Source organism: Wolbachia endosymbiont of Oedothorax gibbosus (assembly GCF_936270435.1).
Classification (GTDB): domain Bacteria; phylum Pseudomonadota; class Alphaproteobacteria; order Rickettsiales; family Anaplasmataceae; genus Wolbachia.
Genome location: NZ_OW370567.1, coordinates 1667039 through 1684633, shown reverse-complemented (window position 1 = coordinate 1684633; position 17595 = coordinate 1667039). Strand labels below are relative to the sequence as shown.

Genomic DNA, 17595 nt, shown 5'->3' with positions numbered 1-17595 from the left:
ATCTGATCTGAAAACGTTTTTGCCATTACAGAGAATAAATTGAGTAAAAAAAGAACCTTAGTAGAAAAAATAGCATATAGAATTTTTCTCTTCCTTTTCAAAAAAGCTTCTGTGTTGAAAAAGTGTGCGACTGAGGCATTAATGAAAGATCTGCCAGACCTTAATATATTTAATGGTCTATTAAAATTCCGCGATTGTGGTATAATGGATATAATGACTCCACGTACAGAGATATGCGCAGTAGATATTGAGTCAAGCGAGCATGAAATAATAAAGAAGATAAAAAACACTTGCTACACTAAAATACCAATTTATAGAAATAACTTTGATAACGTAATAGGCTTTTTTTATGTAAAAGATGTTATTTTTAATAGGGATAAAAATTTTAATCTGAGAAATATCATACAAAGCGTAATATTTGTTCCACCCTCGATGAAGACAACTAATCTTTTTGTTAGGATGAAATCTTCTAAATCATACTTAGCTATTGTATTGGATGAATATGGTGGAACTGATGGTTTAATTTCAATGACCGATCTTATAGAGGAGCTAATATCAAACATTGATAGTGAAAATGAAGTAAATTCAGAATATACCATTACTGAATTGTCTCAGAATAAGTTTGAAATATCAGCAAGAGCTCTTATAAAAGATATAGAAGAGGATCTAAAAATAGAATTACGTGACCCTGAAGAAGACTATGTTACACTTGGTGGTTTGATTCTTTCGATTGCTGGTAAAGTGCCTTCTGTAGATGAAGTCATTAAATATAAAAATGGTATGAAGTTTATCATCAAAGATGCAAATGAACGCTACATTAATAAAATAGTACTAGACTTAAGTGATTACAAAAATTAGATTTGGTATCCTTTGTCGGTTGCCTTGAAACGAAGAAAAAGTTGTAATAACCAAATATGCAACTCAAGTTATAGTTAAACCTATCTCCAGCAAATTATTTTCGCAAGTACAATGCATTTCAGTGTTATAGTACTCTAATAATAAAGAGGTCATATAGATATTAATATCTTTTGTATTTAAATTAGTGTCATTTTTTTTGATTAATTTGTCTACTAATGATTTGCTTATTGGTTTGTGTTCATTTAGAATTTTTATAGTTAATAGCATTTTATCTTCTGTTTGACTCAGTAAAACAGACATTAGTTCAACTTCCGCCACTGCACTGGCTATAGTTAGCACCATATTAGAAATTATCTTATTTATCTTTTCAATTAAATCTTCCTTATTTTTTGCGGAGTATGCATCTATTTTCCACGTAAGCTTTACTTTTTTTTTAATAAATAATTTTCGATATTAGATTTGGTCTGATCAAAGCTGTAATTATCCGCTGAAGAAGAATATGCCTGCTTCATAACTTTATGTTTATATATTAAATCATCGGAGCTTTCTTTAAGCAACGACAACGCTTCCTTCTGCGCATCGGCATCATTCTTATCTATTACTTCAAGCTCTTCTAAGCCAAACATTATTCCATTCATAGAGTTAGCAAAGTCATGAAGCAACCGTCCTGATAGCAGTTCCGTTATTAACAGTATGTTTTTGGTATTTTTGCTCATTGGATAATTATAAATGATTTAAGTTACCCTATATGGGTAAGCATATAATAGTCAATTAAGAGAAAGTTTTGTTGTACTTTTTATATCAAGGCGTTAATATAGTATTAACAATTTTAAAATTTATAGAAGAATTATGAATGCTTATATCAGATCAGGAATAAATCTTGAGCTATATAATAAGTTGCTAAAAGAAGTCAAGCCTATTGCTCAAGAAACTACTAGAGAAGAAGTAATCAGCGAAATAGGTTCATTTTCTGCGTTGTTTGATTTTGCTGCACTAAGTAAGAAGTATGACCATCCAGTACTTGTTTCCTCAACTGATGGAGTAGGTACAAAACTGTTGATAGCTCAAGAAGTGAATAAGCATGATACTATAGGTATAGATTTAGTTGCAATGTGTGTAAATGACTTACTTGCACAAGGAGCAACGCCTTTATTTTTTCTTGATTACTTTGCAACAGGCGTTTTGAGCAAAGACGTTTTGTTATCTGTGGTCCAAAGCATTGCAAAGGGGTGCAAGCAAGCTAAAATAGCATTGGTTGGTGGAGAAACTGCAGAAATGCCTGGAATGTATGATAATAATCACTATGATCTTGCAGGATTTGTGGTTGGTGTAGTTGATCGAAAGCAAATTCTTCCAAACTGTAGCATGATGAAAGCAGGTGATTATATAGTTGGCTTAGAGTCAAGTGGAATTCACTCAAATGGGTTTTCTTTGGTGCGCCATATTTTCAAAAGCTTAGGTATAAATTATAACGATATATCTCCATGGAATAATAAATCTTGGAGTGAAATACTACTTGAACCAACAAAAATATATGTTGATTCTTTGTTGCCTATTATGCCAAAGGTAAAAGGTGTTGCACATATAACAGGTGGTGGCTTGATAGATAATATTCCACGGGTTCTTCCAAAAAACTTATTTGCAAACATAGACATTAATTCCTGGAAATGGCCAGATATATTTTTATGGCTAACAAAGGAGGGTAAAATAGAGGAGAAAGAGATGCTAAAAACATTTAATTGTGGCATTGGTATGGTGCTGATTGTAGATTCCGAGAATATGAAGGATGTGGAAAGCCATTTCCAAAAGCGTGGAGAAAAAATTGAGATTATTGGAAAACTTAATGAGGCATGTAACCCTCCACTTGATAGAGTAGTATTTAGTTAACCTAACTTTACTGACAGTCTTTTTGCAACTTCTAGGTATGCTTTCTTTAAATCTCCTAAATTCAAACGAAAGACGTCTTTATCTAGCTTTTTATAAGTATTTTTATCCCATAACCTGCAGTTATCAGGGCTGATTTCATCAGCTAAAATGATTTTAGTACTGTCGTTTATCAATCTGCCAAATTCTAACTTGAGATCAACTAAATATATACTTGCATTTGAAAATAGGTGGACTAAAATTTCGTTGATTTTTAAAGTTGTAGTTTTAACTTCATCCATTTCTTTGCTAGATAGCCAATCAAAATACAGTATGTGATTTTCATTCACCATTGGGTCGGCTAGGTCATCATTTTTGTAAAAAAACTCGATTATAGGGGATGCAAGCCTCTCACCTTCTTTGATATTAAAACGTTTGCAAAAGCTGCCAGCTGCAACATTTCTAACTACCACCTCAAGAGGTATTATCTTGAGCTTTTTGACTAGCTGTTCTCTTTCGTTTAGAGTTTTTATAAAGTGCGTGCTAGTTCCTGCTTCTTCAAGTTTTTCCATGATAAAAGCACTAACATGATTATTAATTATTCCTTTGCCCTCAATAATTTCATATTTTTCCTTATTGAATGCTGTAACATCATCTTTAAAGTGCTGTATAACAGTTGATGAGTCTTCAGTTTCAATAATGGCTTTCGCTTTACCTTCGTATATCGTTTTATTCAGTGACATGCTTAATTTAACTATATATTATATCAATTTACTGTTTTTAGAGTATAGCCCCAAATAACTTAAAATAAACCTTAATGGCATTCAATGTTACAATATTAACCATATTTCCAGAAATGTTCCCCGGGTTTTTGAACTATTCTCTTGCCGGAAAAGCGTTAGAAAAAAAAATATGGAACCTTGAAGTAATAAATATTCGTTCTTTTGCGAAAGATAAACATTCAACTGTGGATGATGTTCCATATGGAGGTGGAGCAGGAATGGTTATGCGCCCTGATGTAATTGGTAGTGCAGTGGATAGTATGCTCTCTATTCATAAAAACACTAAGTTTATTTACATGACTCCATCTGGAACTAAGTTTAATCAGAATATTGCCAGAGAATTATTAGAGTTTCCTCATATAACAATATTGTGTGGTCGATTTGAAGGTATTGACCAAAGGATAATTGATGCGTATACTCCTTATGAGTTAAGTATCGGAGATTATATACTTTCAGGAGGTGAGCCAGCTGCGATGGTGGTTCTCGATGCATGCATTAGACTTCTTCCAGGTGTAGTAAATAATACCGATAGTATTACTGAAGAAAGTTTTAATTATGGTGGTGGTATACTTGAATATCCTCAATATACTAGACCTGAGCAGTGGAAGGGATATAAAGTACCTGAGGTTTTGTTATCTGGCAATCACAAAAAAATAAGTGATTGGAGGCAGAAGCAGTCTCATGTTATAACAAAAAAGCGTAGGCCTGAATTATTGAATGGAGAGATAAATGACAAATTTACTTAAAAAATTTAACGAACAGCAAATGCAAGTGTTAGCTAAAGAAATACCAGAATTTCGTCCTGGCGATGATCTGAAGGTCACTTTTAAAGTAGTTGACGGTGCAAGTGAACGTATACAGATATTTGAAGGTGTATGTATATCAAAAAGGAACCGCGAGTTACATTCTTCTTTTGCGGTCAGAAAAGTAAGTCATGGAGAAAGTATAGTATCACAATTTTTTGTTTACTCTCCTGCATTAATTTCAGTACAAGTGACAAGAAAGGGAAAGGTCCGTAGAGCAAAATTATATTATCTGTGCAAGCTATTTGGGAAAGCTGCAAGGATCAAAGAACGTACTACTTATGTTAAAAAGAAATCTAAGTAGATACAATAGGGAAATTGTGTCATCCCAGCGCTTCCCAGTGTCATCTAAGTAGCTGATACTGGGGTCTGCCTTATTCTATATTATGTTTTAGCATGGACTCTGTTGCCATTTGCCTGATTTGCAAGTATTTTTATAACTGGATTCCAGTGTCAGCTACTTGCATGACATCAATGGTTATTAAACTTGACGATGGGATCCAGGAAAAATAAATGGGTATAAAGAAAAAATTCCTTAAATTACTTCAGTCAAGGCGTGTGCACGCTCGTATAAAAAGGAAAAATAAAAAGAACAGAATGTTACGCTTTTGCTCTTTCACGGCACTAGTTATCTCACTTGGCTGCCCTATATGTATACTGCTCAGTATATTAGTTAACTCCTATAGCGCTTTAACAGTAACGAAAATTTTATTGCCAGTTGAAATAAATGCTGATCTTACTTTGGCGAGTAATCCTAGTGATTTGCGATATAAGTCCATCGGCTTACTCAACGATTCTTTACGTAAGGTGTTTAAAGGAACTGATTTTAAAGACAGTGACGAAATTTTAAGTCGTAATTCTTACAAAGAACTAGAGAAATTTTTTCGTAAGAAAGTAAAAGATAGTGGTGAATATGAGATCTGGTTTACCGCGTCAAGTATAATTAATTCAATAAATAAAGATAAACATTTGAATGATTATTATGCTAAATTACTTGATTGGCTAAAAGAAAAGAGGAGAGTGAAAAAATTTTTTAATAAGTCTTTATTCCTTAAATCTGACTCTCGTGAACCTGAGAATGCAGGGATTTTAGGGGCATTTATTGGTTCATTAATGACAATTATAGTGTGCTTAGCATTAGCATTACCAATAGGAATTATGTCGGGCATCTGTCTTTACGAATTTATGCCTAAAAATAGGCTAATGACCAATATTGTAGAAATTAGCATAAATAATCTTGCTGCAGTGCCTTCAATAATATTTGGTGTAGTGGGCTTAACTCTCTATCTTGGCATATTTGGGCTGCCCCGTTCTTCGCCACTTGTTGGTGGAATGACTCTTTCATTTATGATGTTACCTAATATTATAATTGCAACAAAAAATGCCTTTGCGAATGTTCCTATTACGATAAAAGATGCAGCGTTTGCACTCGGTGCACCTCACATCAAGGTGATATTAGATCACTCTTTACCGATTGCGTTACCAAGAATAATACATGGTGCTGTGCTTGCAATTGCAAGGATTTTAGGCGAATCTTCCCCTTTACTTATGATAGGTATGGTAGCATTTATTGCTGATACACCTACGTCCTTCTTCGATCCGGCAACTGTTTTGCCTGTACAAATATACATATGGTCAAGCAGTCCTGAAATTGCATTTATTGAACTTGCTGCTATCGCAATTATAGCTTTATTATTGGTGTTATTTGCGTTAAATTTAGTAGCAAATTTTGTAAAAAGGAAATTCGAATTTTTTAATTTTTAGCAATTCATGAAAATCACAGTCCTATCTGGTTATGGCTTAAATTGCGAAAAAGAAACCGCATTTGCATTTATGGAATGCAGCAGAAAACTTGGTATTGGTAATATTGAAGTAAAAATCGTTCACATTAACGATATCATAGATAATCCAGGTGAACTGAAATTAAGCAATATACTTGCAATTCCAGGAGGTTTTTCCTATGGTGATGACACTGGTGCTGGTAATGCGTTTGCTTTACGTATTAAAAACAACTTGTTGGATGAGTTTCAAGAGTTTTTATCTCAGGACAAGCTGATTATAGGAATATGTAATGGTTGTCAGATATTAGTAAAATTAGTTCCAGAGTTCTCTAATCTAGCTTTAATCCATAATGATATAGGCAATTATCAATGTCGTTGGATTAGAGTGAGAGTTAATCCGCAGAGTAATTCTGTTTGGCTACGTGGCCTGAGTGAACTATATCTCCCTGTTGCTCATGGGGAAGGCAAATTTTTTATGGATCAAGATATTTTGAACCAATTGATTGAGAGCAATTCCGTTGCACTGCGTTACATTGATGAAAATGGCAACTATGCTAACCTACAATTTCCTTACAATCCGAACGGATCTACATACGACCTAGCAGCTTTATCAGATAAAAGTGGAAGAGTGCTAGCTTTAATGCCCCATCCAGAGAGGGGAATATTTTTTACCCAGCAAGATAATTGGCCTCTTGAAAAAGAGAAATGTAACCGTGCAGGAGTTACTATACCAGAATATGGTGATGGAATGCTTATATTTGAAAATGCACTGAAGTATTTTTGTTAAAATTTATTGATAGGGGTTTATGGTCAAATTTGTGAAAATCTCAACCAAATTCATCAGAACAGACCAGGAAAATAGCATTAAAATAAGAGCATTCACTGAATCTGATATCTCAATTCTTTTTACAAGCTTTGCAGAAATAAATTGGCTAAAACCGCTATCTACATTTGAAATTTATTTGAAAGAGCAAAAATTTGGTGAGCGTATTGTATGGATTGCTTCTTATAATAATGAATTTGCTGGATACGTGACATTATAGCACTTCTCATAATAATCCGAACAGATCATAGAAAGGCAGAATCAACAGCATGACGAAAAGACTTGAATAGAGGAATGTTTTTCCTGACTCTGTTTTTTATAGCAAACCAATGATGTTCAATTTTGTTAAAATCTGGAGAATACGGTGGCAGATACAAAATTTCTGCACCAATCCCTTTAGCAAGCTTAATGATCTTATCAGACTTATGAAAAGTAGCATTGTCAAGAATGACAGTTTGTCCAGGTTCCAAGGTCGGTATCAAAAATTGCTCAAACCATCCATTAAAAATATCCATATTACAGTGGCCTTCAAAACCTCAGTTATGGATTAGAAAATAGATAAAAGTATAACTAAGAAGAGGGAAACAGGGTAAACTCGAGTATTTTAGTAATAATAAGAGGTTACCCATGAAGAAAGATATTACAGAACTGTACTGTTGCGTCGAGGATTTTTGTCGTGCGGTAGATGATAATTTTGCAAATAGGTTCTTATCAAACGGCAAAAAACCAACCAGAGTACCAGAAATAGCGCACTCAGAAATTCTAACCATAATCCTATTATACCATAAATCACCATGTAAAAACTTCAAGGCTTTTTATCTTTGTTATCTTCAGTTATTCTATAGATCAGAGTTTTCAAAGCTGCCTTCATATCACAGATTTATTGCCTTAAAGCCGCGAGTTTTGTGGTATTTAGCATTACTTTTGCAATGGTTTTGTGAACAAGCAAAAATGACCGGGATTTCCTACATAGATTCTACTTCAATAGCAGTATGCCATCGAAAAAGAATCTCAAGAAATAAGGTTTTCAAAGGATTAGCAGAGTTAGGAAAGAATACTTACGGCTGGTTTTTTGGTTTTAAATTACATGTAGTAATCAATGAAATAGGTGAAATTCAAGGTGTTACGCTAACCAGAGGTAACGTCGATGACAGAAAACCTGTACCAACTCTAACCAAAAAACTAACTGGACTTTTGTTTGGAGATAAGGGCTATATAAAGAAAGAGCTCTTTGAGAAACTATTCGATAGAGGTCTAAAACTCGTCACTAAAGTGAAAAAAGGTATGAAAAATGCACTGATTTCGCTGAAAGAGAAGATTTTACTAGGGAAAAGATCGATTGTTGAAACGGTTTTTGGCTGCCTAAAAAACAAATTTGAACTTGAGCACACTCGGCATAGATCCACAGTAAATTTCTTGGTACATATTTTTTCTACCCTCATTTCTTATTCAATGCAATCGAAAAAGCCCTGTATTTCTCAGCTTTACTTCGTTGGTTAATCCATAACTGGGGTTCAAAGGTTAATGGAGCAACTATTTTTCTTTCACTTAAAGCTGCAATCATACTGATTCGTTGAGTTTTCTTCCCAGATTTTAGGGCATAAAACCGCTGTCCCTTCTGACAATATCCATAGGGGTAGTCTTCAGTGTTGTCAATGCCAGACTCATCTATATACACTAAGTTTTTAGGTTCTTTTGTTGCTATAATTTTCAAGAATTTAGCACGTTTTTCTTCGCTTCTTTCCTTGTACCCATAGGTCTTTTTTTGCGTGTAAATCCAATTTTTTTCAGGGCTCGGTGGATAGTTTGGATACTAACGTTGCTCCAAAGTTTAGCCATTTCCAATAGAGTCTTTCCTCCGTTTTCTCTGGCAAATTTAGCAAAGGCATCCCAGTCGGTAATTTTGTGATTGTAACCTCCATTTCCAAGTTTTTTTGATTGAAAGTCACCTGTTTCTTTTCTTCTTTGCTGCCACTCCCACAAAGTAGTTCGTCCAATTTTAAATCTTGCTGCCACTGTTTCTCTGCTTTCTCCCTCGTCTAGAGCTTCCATTGCTTTTTTCCTTAAGTCATAACTATATGCTGCTGGCATACCTACCTTCACTACTACAAATCCTTATTTTACCTTATTTGGACTATTATGAAAAGTACTATAACTGACAGATATGCAGCATACAATTATTTTTCTGATGAAAAGAGGCAAATTTGTTGGATCAAGGGATTTTGAAACATAGTTGGAACATTGAGGTCAAAATTCTCGGCTGTTATTTGAGAGATGTTGCTGCTGAGTTGTTTGCACTGAAAAAAGCTCTGTTAAAAAATGAGATAGATGTTTTTAGATTTGCCAGACGCGCAAGAAAATTGCGAAAGCGTACACGATGTTACTTGAAGGAAATATCTCCCTTACCTGAAGCAATTGGAGCTTCTCGAGTTGCAAAAAATATTTTGAAATCTGAAAGAATGATGTGGAATTTTTTGAATGATTCAGAAAACATTCCATTGACATGCTGAACAACAGATACGACACTATGTCGTTTACCGTAAAAACTAGACCTCTTTCGAAACTAGCATAAAGCCAAAGAAGATATACAATGGTAATTTAGTGTGAAGGAGATAGATGAAATACAAAACAGCAAAAGAGTTAGAAGATGAGAAATTTCGCAGATTAACAGGGCTAAAAAGAGCAACGTTTGATAAGATAGTGGAAATTCTAAGAACCTGTTCATAATCTCAAAAAAGTGATAAACTATGAGATGATGTATATGAATAAGGATATATGAGAAATTTATACCCAAGTGACATAAGTCGAGAACAATTTGAAAAAATCAGATCAATTCTGGAGAGTAGTAGGAAGAAAACAAAACCAAGAAAACTTGATTTGTATGATGTATTTTGTGCAGTGCTGTACGTCCTAAAAAGTGCCTGTCAGTGGAGAATGCTGCCAAAAGATTTTCCAAAATGGCGAAGTTGTTACGAATATTTTAAAAAATGGAGTGAAAAACCAAGCGAAGATACAGAAAGTACTTTGGAGCGTGTATTAAAAAAAATTAGTTGGAGAGACACGTATCAGCAATGGTCGGAAAGAAAGAACTAGTTTTTGTATAATTGATGCTCAGAGCGTAAAAAATGCAGATACTGCTGAAAATAAGGGCTACGATGCAGGTAAAAAAATTTCAGGAATAAAGCGCCATATTGCAGTAGATACACAAGGTTTACCACACGCGATTTATGTAACAACGGCAGAAGCAACCGACCGCAGCAGTGCCATGAAAATGGTCGAAAATGCTAAAGAAAAACTCTCTGAAGTTAAAAATATACTTGTTGATGCAGGCTACACTGGAGAAAATTTTGCAACACAAATAAAAGCAACTATTGGTTCGACGGTCGAAGTAATAAAGCGAAGTGAATTACACACCTTTGTTGTACTGCCAAAGAGATGGGTTGTTGAGCGCTCTTTTGCTTGGTTGGAAAAATGTAGGCGTTTGTGGAAAAATTGCGAGCGGAAACTCAACACTAGCTTACAAATGGTCGTTCTTGCTTTCACTTCTTTACTCCTTAAAAGATTATGAACAGGTTCTAAGAGAAATTGTGAGGTGGGTGGCCAAGTTAGGAGGGTTTTTAGCTCGCAAAAATGACTTAGAACCAGGCCCTATAGCTTTGTGGAAGGGATGGAAACGTCTCTTTGATTTAGCAGAAGGATGGAGACTTGCTCATGAATTCTATACTTGTGGGTAATAGTAAGTGTCATCCCAGTGCGTGACACTGGGATCTCATTTCGTAACTTCATAGTATAAATTATTTCAAATTGTATCTATTTGCAAGTATATAAATATAATAATTTTGCATAAAAAATTAGATCCCAGTGTCACGCACTGGGATGACACCATAGGGGGCACTGGGATCCAGGATTTTGACTGTAAACAAGCATACTATACAACATTTTCAATGAAATTGCCAAAAACTGGATTCCATCGTCACGCGCTGGAATGACACCTCTCTTGGGCTCTTTTAGCCATAAATATTAAGAAATTCACCAAATGAAAAAAAGGCAAAAGGAACCCCATAGTTGGCTAATTACCTATATTAACTTTATAAATTGGCGTTTTTTATCCTCAACGTCCCAATTTAGCTACTTTTATAACCCAAATTGTAAACGTTAAGAAATTTACTAAGCAGAAAAAAAGGCAAAAGAAACCCTGCTAGCCAGTTATTCACTATCTATTTTTTTAATTGGCGTTTTTTGTTGTCTTAAATGCTTTAATAAGCGCATTTTAGCTTATGTGGGTAAAAACCCGAAAGTTTTATAAAGACATAAAGTGCACATAGTGCAAAAAATTAAAAATAAGACGCCAACTACGTTATTTTCTTGCTGTTTAATCTGCACAGACTGAAGATAAATAAATAGCTTCAGTTTCATGATAAGGAGGCTGGAGGAGTTTGTCAAGGAAGTTTTATGGCCTAGCGTCACGCGCTGAAATGACAGATTACTGTTACCTTATTTAGGTACAGAAAAAAAATCTCAACGTTTAACACATTTTTCATAGTATACACCGTATGATTGATAAATAAAATAATGAATAGATTTACATAATGTTTGGAGGCTACCAATGGTCAACAACAAGATTACTTTGAATTTTGAGATAGAGAAAGGTGAGCCTATAGATCGATATTACTTTTCTGCACGTATAAAGCTTACAGATGAAAGCAAAAATCTTTTGCGTGAGAAACTTGGCAGTACAGCTCAATTCGATAATCTAGACGACCACTTCAATCTTAACCATGAGAATTTTTATATCTACTACAATAAATATAGTGAGCACAACGGTAGAAATGAGCTAACCGTTAGGGATGATAACGGTAGATATTTAACTTCCAATCTTCCACTCAATCATAACGGATTCTCAATGGAACTGTCATCTGATGGGGCATCAATTGTAGATTATGGTTTTTATCCTTTAGCTGTAATTTATAATCCAAATTACTACGATAAGGCAAAGGAAAAAGTATTTGATGATCATGGCACATTGCTACCAACTATATCAAACGTACTAGATAAATTACTAAGCAACACAAACGGCTTAACCATACAAGAGATGTTTTTACAGCTGCAAAATGAAGCTGCTGAAAAAGAGGTGAAGTTAGTAAGAGAAAAGAGACAAGCAGAAGAAGAATTAAATCAAAAGAATGAAGAGTTAAAAGAGCTCATAGAGAAAGGCGGTATTACCTTATTTAAAGTAGTAAAAGGTAATGATATAGGTAACGGGCGTTCAGCAGTAGTTTTACAGTTTACTGCAGAAGGTAAGGGAATAAATGAAATTACCCTTGATTATGAAAAATTCTATATAGCAGATTATGAAGATAGTGAATTCTTGCATTGTGTTAGTTCTGATTATGACATGCTACTTGATTATGAAAATTTATTTTTTGTGCTCAATCAAAGCTCCTACTCCGGCTTTGAAAGTGGGTTTTATTCAGCAGATAGCACTGATCCCTATCATTACGCTAAATATTCAAAGGAACCATATTTGAGTGGTGATCAGCTATCTGAAAAATTATCTAATGAGTTGGAGGAAGATAGTAATCAGATAGATGCAGAAGTTATGTTTAATGATCAACCTATGAACGAAGAAGTTACAGTGAAAAGTGAAGTCAAATCTAGAAAGAAAAGGGCAGTCGATGAGGATAATAAGAAAAACGTTATAGAAGATGTAAATAAGGCAGATGAAAACGGTTCAACACTTTTGCACTCTGCTGCTTCATTGGGAGATTTAAGTAAGATAGTAACGCTTATAGAACACAATGCGTATATTGACGCAAGAGACCATAACGGACAAACACCACTACATTATGCTATTCAGTCAGGAAATACAGAAGTAGCAAAATGCCTTATTGATAATGGTGCAAACCTTAATATTCAGGACAATTATTATCAGAAAACTAATACTCAATATGTTTATTACAAAACGCCTTTACACTATGCTGTTGAATCTGGAGATACAGAGATAGCTAAATACTTAGTAGATCATGGTGCAAATCCTAATATTCAAGATGCTTATTCCAGAACACCGCTACAAAGTGCTATTTATTCAGATAATACAGAAATAGTGGAATATCTGTTAGATCATAATGCAGATCCTAATAGTAAAGGTCATTATAGTATTCCTCCGTTGTTTATTGCTGTTAAGCTAGGACATACAGAAATAGTTAAGAATTTAGTTGAACATGGTGCAGATCTTAATGTCAAAAACACCTCTGCTCAAACACTACTACATTATGCTATTGAACTCAAACATACAGAGATAGCTAAATACTTAATAGATCACAATGTAGATATTAACACTCGAGATATTAGTTCTGGTAAATCTCCATTACATTTTGCCATGAGCATGAAAAATATGGAAGTAGTTAAATATCTCATAGAGCACAATGCGAATATTGATGCTCAGGATGGCTACGGTTTAACACCTTTACACCTTGCTGTTAATTTAGGAAATCAAGAGATATTAGAATACTTAATAAAGAATAATGCAAATATTGATGTTCGAGATAGTGAAGGCTGGACACCACTTATTCATGCAGTAAGGCATGGGCAATTGGACAAAGTAAAGTACCTGATAAAGAATGGAGCTGATATTAATGTTGTGGATAAAGAAGGAGATACATTGTTTGATCATGCTATGTTTTGTATAAAAGATGCAAGACTGCACAAAAATGTGGCAGATAGTAAAAAATATGGTGATAACGATTCTTATTATCAAGAGCTTTCAAAAAAAGCTGCAATTTTGGAGAAGACTGGAGAGGATATGCTTAACTACCTCAAAAAACTTACTAACAATACTATGGAAGAAGAAGAATCTAACTATATAGATCAAATGCAAGCGGATGATAGCAGCAGTTATAAACCAGCTTTGCAAAGCAATCGTGATGATTATGCTGATACGAAAAAAGCTCTGCAGGAAAAATTGCATGGAGATGAAATACACAAGCAAAGTAATGAGAAAGCTAAAAAAGATATAGAAGTAAAAAAAGTAACCGTAGAAACTGACAGTAGCAATAATAAAATTGAAAAACAAACAAAACCAATAGAAGACGAACAAAAAACTGTTATGGCAAGTGTGATAGAAAATATGGATAAGAATTCTGATAGTGAAGCAGAAGATTCTAACAGTATTGCAAATGCACAACACCCCTTAAAAATAAACAAAGGTGAGCTTCTTGAAACAGGAAAATATAAAGTGGAGCTGCAAGCTACAGGCGAAGACATAAATAATTTTTATCAAAACTTAAGTAGTCAGTATACCACTGGGAAATACAGTTATGATCAAATGACGGTTCTATATAATAAAGTTTATGCACGAGATTCTAGTCACGATGGAAAGCTGATGCTTCTTCCTGAAGCATATGTTGCAGATGGTCACCTGTTTATTCAGGAGAGAGATTTTGGCACTTTGTATGATTTTAATGAGATGTTCTATAAAAGTGATGAATTGATTTGATCAATACTAACACAATAAGTTAAGTTTAATAAGCATATAATTAAAATATTAATTACTTAGCGGTGTAAATTATTGTAATATTAGCTAATATAGTTAATATTTTAAATAATTAATATGCCAAAATATGTTAATAAATATGTCAATCATATCGATGAATCCAGTATATTAAGAGTCTATACCTCTAAAGATATAGTACTTTTCATAATAGTCCAAATAAGGTAAAATAAGGATTTGTAGTAGTGAAGGTAGGTATGCCAGCAGCATATAGTTATGACTTAAGGAAAAAAGCAATGGAAGCTCTAGACGAGGGAGAAAGCAGAGAAACAGTGGCAGCAAGATTTAAAATTGGACGAACTACTTTGTGGGAGTGGCAGCAAAGAAGAAAAGAAACAGGTGACTTTCAATCAAAAAAACTTGGAAATGGAGGTTACAATCACAAAATTACCGACTGGGATGCCTTTGCTAAATTTGCCAGAGAAAACGGAGGAAAGACTCTATTGGAAATGGCTAAACTTTGGAGCAACGTTAGTATCCAAACTATCCACCGAGCCCTGAAAAAAATTGGATTTACACGCAAAAAAAGACCTATGGGTACAAGGAAAGAAGCGAAGAAAAACGTGCTAAATTCTTGAAAATTATAGCAACAAAAGAACCTAAAAACTTAGTGTATATAGATGAGTCTGGCATTGACAACACTGAAGACTACCCCTATGGATATTGTCAGAAGGGACAGCGGTTTTATGCCCTAAAATCTGGGAAGAAAACTCAACGAATCAGTATGATTGCAGCTTTAAGTGAAAGAAAAATAGTTGCTCCATTAACCTTTGAAGGCCACTGTAATATGGATATTTTTAATGGATGGTTTGAGCAATTTTTGATACCGACCTTGGAACCTGGACAAACTGTCATTCTTGACAATGCTACTTTTCATAAGTCTGATAAGATCATTAAGCTTGCTAAAGGGATTGGTGCAGAAATTTTGTATCTGCCACCGTATTCTCCAGATTTTAACAAAATTGAACATCATTGGTTTGCTATAAAAAACAGAGTCAGGAAAAACATTCCTCTATTCAAGTCTTTTCGTCATGCTGTTGATTCTGCCTTTCTATGATCTGTTCGGATTATTATGAGAAGTGCTATAACTCTCAAATTAAAGTATTTTTCAAAACTGCAAATGAAGAAATTGATAGAATTTTTTCAGGGCAAGAAGTAGTGAAATTTTTAAATCAAACTACCAATATAAGAGATCATAAAAACAAATCTGCCATTAGTAAAAATGTGGAACAAGGCATCATTAAAGATGTAGAAGGTATACATAGAGAGAATGGTAGATATGTATATAAAGCACCAGATTTATTAGCTGAAGAACAATACAATAAATTATTTGAAAGTGAGCAAGCCGTTCAATTTAATTTGAATGATTTTATGTCAGATAGTATATCAAACATTGTACAATTAAAAGGTAGATTTGAAAAAATTTTAGATTTTGATCCCGAGGAAGGGTTATGTCACCCATTAAATTACTTTATTACCCTAATAGGATTAGAGAATAGGAAAGACTTTACTGGACTCAAATTTGGTGATGTTGTATCTGAACAAGATTTTATAGATTATATTGACGAAAGAAAAGAACAAACGACTGAATTATTAATAATGAAGGTCTTGTTGCAATTCTTACCTATTCTTCATATTCAGAGCATTGAAAGGCGCGAGGGAGAGTTATTTTATGACGAGACAATAGACTTCTTTCAAAATTGGAAAAGAGCAAAAAATTAGTATAAAATCATACATTTAAAAGTATGAGATATGAAGAAACTAAGGAGTTAGATGAAGAGAAGTTTCGTCGTCTGACAGGAGTAAAGAAGGCAACTTTCAACAGGATGGTAGAAATTTTAGATGAAGAAGATAGAAGGAAAAAAGCAAAAAGTGGGCGTAAAAGCAAGCTCTGTATAGAAGACAGGCTACTTATGGCATTGGAATATCTTCGTGAATATCGGACATATTTCCACATTGGTCGAAGTTATGGTATGAGCGAAAGTACGACCTATAAAATCATAAAGTGGATTGAAAATACATTGGTAAAACATCCGGATTTTGCATTGCCAGGGCGAAAAGAGGTTCTAAAAAGTGATATAGAATATGAGGTTTTAGTGATAGATGCAACAGAAACTCCTGTGGAAAGACCCAAAAAAAGCAAAAAAGATTTTATTCAGGAAAAAAGAAAAAGCACAGTATAAAAACACAGATTATTTCGGAAAAAGAAAGCAAAAAGATCATTTGCACGTCTTTTTCAAATGGTAGGAAACATGATTTTCGGCTTTTTAAGGAGTCAAAAGTGCACATACTACCAAGTATCAAAGTCCTAGCAGATAGCGGTTACAGAGGTCTACAAAAAATTCACGCAAATGTTGAATTGCCACATAGAAAAACGAAAAAGCACCCATTGACTAAGAAACAAAAGCAAGAAAATCAAGAGCTTGCAAGCAAAAGAGTTGTGGTTGAGAATGTAATCGGTTTGCTTAAAAGATTTAAAATTATTGCAGATAAATATCGCAATCGGCGAAAACGTTTTGGATTGAGATTCAATTTGATAGCTGGAATTTACAATCTAGAGTTGATGATGTGAATTTTGAAAGAGGTCTAATATATGAGCAAGAGTGTAATGATTTATCTTCAACAGAGGTATGGGTTCATACTAACCAAGAAAAAGTCAAGTGTGCTTTAGATAATGTAGAGATAGGATGCTATTTAGAATTTAGTTTTTCTTGTTATGCATGCAATGGAGAAGAGGACGAAAATGACGATAATATTTCACATTCTATATTGATATATAAAGCAGAGAATAGTAAATACATATTTTTTGACCCTAATAGAGGAGCAATTGGCTTTTGTCCTAATACAGGAGTTGCTAATTTTACATCAGAGGAAGTTTGTAAAGCAGTAGAGTTGGCTGTAAACCATTATTCATATGATATGTATATTGAAAATTCTCCAGACTATTGTGAAATCTACGTTACGCTTAGAAACGCAACATTAATGTTAAGGAAAGCTGAGGAACTTTATGAAACAAGAGAGAGAACAAATTCAAAAATAGTTGATATATCAGTTGATAACAATACTGGTGAATTGTTGCTTACACCTATAAATCTATAAAGATATACAATTGCTATAAAAATTTATGCATATGCCT

At 34.0% G+C, this 17595-nt stretch carries 17 protein-coding genes and 5 pseudogenes; 17 read left to right on the top strand and 5 right to left on the bottom strand.

The window, feature by feature from the left end:
- Positions 1 to 39 precede the first annotated feature (39 nt).
- Entirely contained in the window at positions 40 to 858 is an 819-nt protein-coding gene (locus NBW39_RS08645; protein ID WP_250295211.1) for a transporter associated domain-containing protein, read from the top strand.
- 63 nt (positions 859 to 921) lie between these two features.
- Here the strand turns inward: NBW39_RS08645 and NBW39_RS08640 are convergent, their stop codons facing one another.
- Together NBW39_RS08640 and NBW39_RS08635 are read right to left on the bottom strand one after the other, a co-directional pair.
- A complete protein-coding gene (locus NBW39_RS08640) occupies positions 922 to 1200 on the bottom strand; it encodes a hypothetical protein (RefSeq protein ID WP_410543413.1) in 279 nt (92 codons plus the stop codon).
- Between the two features lie 80 nt (positions 1201 to 1280).
- Positions 1281 to 1574 carry a hypothetical protein gene (locus NBW39_RS08635; RefSeq protein ID WP_370273653.1) on the bottom strand — a complete coding sequence of 98 codons (294 nt, stop codon included), beginning with the start codon at positions 1572 to 1574 and terminating at the stop codon, positions 1281 to 1283.
- A gap of 133 nt (positions 1575 to 1707) precedes the next feature.
- Here NBW39_RS08635 and purM point away from each other — a divergent pair, with 133 nt between their 5' ends.
- Positions 1708 to 2745: a phosphoribosylformylglycinamidine cyclo-ligase gene (purM, locus tag NBW39_RS08630; protein ID WP_250295209.1), complete on the top strand. Its 1038-nt coding sequence runs from the start codon at positions 1708 to 1710 to the stop codon at positions 2743 to 2745.
- Here purM and purC read toward each other — a convergent pair.
- Positions 2742 to 3464 carry a phosphoribosylaminoimidazolesuccinocarboxamide synthase gene (gene purC / locus NBW39_RS08625; RefSeq protein WP_250295208.1) on the bottom strand — a complete coding sequence of 241 codons (723 nt, stop codon included), beginning with the start codon at positions 3462 to 3464 and terminating at the stop codon, positions 2742 to 2744. The genes purM and purC overlap by 4 nt on opposite strands.
- Before the next feature lie 74 nt (positions 3465 to 3538).
- On the opposite strand from purC, the gene trmD reads away from it, so the two are divergent.
- The 5 genes from trmD to NBW39_RS08600 all read left to right on the top strand — a co-directional run bounded on the left by trmD (position 3539) and on the right by NBW39_RS08600 (position 7130).
- Positions 3539 to 4249 carry a tRNA (guanosine(37)-N1)-methyltransferase TrmD gene (trmD, locus tag NBW39_RS08620; RefSeq protein WP_250295207.1) on the top strand — a complete coding sequence of 237 codons (711 nt, stop codon included), beginning with the start codon at positions 3539 to 3541 and terminating at the stop codon, positions 4247 to 4249.
- Positions 4233 to 4610 (top strand): 50S ribosomal protein L19, encoded by a 378-nt coding sequence (gene rplS / locus NBW39_RS08615; protein WP_250295206.1) that lies wholly within the window; start codon positions 4233 to 4235, stop codon positions 4608 to 4610. Before trmD ends, rplS begins: the two co-directional genes overlap by 17 nt.
- 209 nt (positions 4611 to 4819) lie before the next feature.
- Positions 4820 to 6070, top strand: a complete 1251-nt coding sequence (locus NBW39_RS08610) for a PstA family ABC transporter permease (protein ID WP_250295205.1) — start codon at positions 4820 to 4822, stop codon at positions 6068 to 6070.
- A 6-nt stretch (positions 6071 to 6076) separates the two neighbouring features.
- Positions 6077 to 6874, top strand: a complete 798-nt coding sequence (locus NBW39_RS08605) for a phosphoribosylformylglycinamidine synthase subunit PurQ (RefSeq protein ID WP_250295204.1) — start codon at positions 6077 to 6079, stop codon at positions 6872 to 6874.
- A gap of 19 nt (positions 6875 to 6893) precedes the next feature.
- Positions 6894 to 7130, top strand: a complete 237-nt coding sequence (locus tag NBW39_RS08600; protein ID WP_250295203.1) for a hypothetical protein — start codon at positions 6894 to 6896, stop codon at positions 7128 to 7130.
- 25 nt (positions 7131 to 7155) lie between these two features.
- Here the strand turns inward: NBW39_RS08600 and NBW39_RS08595 are convergent.
- Positions 7156 to 7443, bottom strand: a pseudogene (locus NBW39_RS08595) (transposase); the annotation flags it as partial.
- A gap of 94 nt (positions 7444 to 7537) precedes the next feature.
- Between NBW39_RS08595 and NBW39_RS08590 the strand changes: the two are divergent.
- Positions 7538 to 8410 (top strand): IS982 family transposase, encoded by an 873-nt coding sequence (locus NBW39_RS08590; RefSeq protein WP_250294632.1) that lies wholly within the window; start codon positions 7538 to 7540, stop codon positions 8408 to 8410.
- Between the two features lie 13 nt (positions 8411 to 8423).
- Here the strand turns inward: NBW39_RS08590 and NBW39_RS08585 are convergent.
- Positions 8424 to 9001: pseudogene (locus NBW39_RS08585) on the bottom strand (IS630 transposase-related protein); the annotation flags it as partial.
- 60 nt (positions 9002 to 9061) lie between these two features.
- Between NBW39_RS08585 and NBW39_RS08580 the strand changes: the two are divergent.
- The 9 genes and pseudogenes from NBW39_RS08580 to NBW39_RS08540 form a co-directional block, all read left to right on the top strand.
- Positions 9062 to 9457: pseudogene (locus NBW39_RS08580) on the top strand (IS66 family transposase); the annotation flags it as partial.
- 69 nt (positions 9458 to 9526) lie between these two features.
- Positions 9527 to 9625: pseudogene (locus NBW39_RS08575) on the top strand (IS5/IS1182 family transposase); the annotation flags it as partial.
- Between the two features lie 60 nt (positions 9626 to 9685).
- Positions 9686 to 10478, top strand: a protein-coding gene (locus NBW39_RS08570) for an IS5 family transposase (RefSeq protein WP_250294670.1) whose coding sequence is annotated in 2 segments (ribosomal slippage) — positions 9686 to 9949 and positions 9951 to 10478 — 792 coding nt in all. Because the reading frame shifts where the segments join, the coding sequence is not laid out codon by codon here.
- Between the two features lie 13 nt (positions 10479 to 10491).
- Positions 10492 to 10644 (top strand): annotated as a pseudogene (locus tag NBW39_RS08565) (IS4 family transposase); the annotation flags it as partial.
- 872 nt (positions 10645 to 11516) lie between these two features.
- Positions 11517 to 14405: an ankyrin repeat domain-containing protein gene (locus NBW39_RS08560; RefSeq protein ID WP_250295202.1), complete on the top strand. Its 2889-nt coding sequence runs from the start codon at positions 11517 to 11519 to the stop codon at positions 14403 to 14405.
- 251 nt (positions 14406 to 14656) lie between these two features.
- A protein-coding gene (locus NBW39_RS08555; protein ID WP_250294642.1) for an IS630 family transposase occupies positions 14657 to 15516 on the top strand; the annotation gives its coding sequence in 2 pieces (ribosomal slippage) (positions 14657 to 14981 and positions 14981 to 15516; 861 coding nt in all).
- Entirely contained in the window at positions 15513 to 16181 is a 669-nt protein-coding gene (locus NBW39_RS08550; protein ID WP_250295201.1) for a hypothetical protein, read from the top strand. Before NBW39_RS08555 ends, NBW39_RS08550 begins: the two co-directional genes overlap by 4 nt.
- Before the next feature lie 23 nt (positions 16182 to 16204).
- Positions 16205 to 17031 (top strand): IS5 family transposase gene (locus tag NBW39_RS08545; RefSeq protein ID WP_250294694.1). Its coding sequence is split into 2 segments (ribosomal slippage): positions 16205 to 16592 and positions 16592 to 17031, totalling 828 coding nucleotides; the frame shifts between segments, so codons are not numbered across the junction.
- Positions 17028 to 17558 (top strand): hypothetical protein, encoded by a 531-nt coding sequence (locus NBW39_RS08540; RefSeq protein WP_250295200.1) that lies wholly within the window; start codon positions 17028 to 17030, stop codon positions 17556 to 17558. The genes NBW39_RS08545 and NBW39_RS08540 overlap by 4 nt, the downstream gene beginning before the upstream one ends.
- Positions 17559 to 17595: the final 37 nt, after the last annotated feature.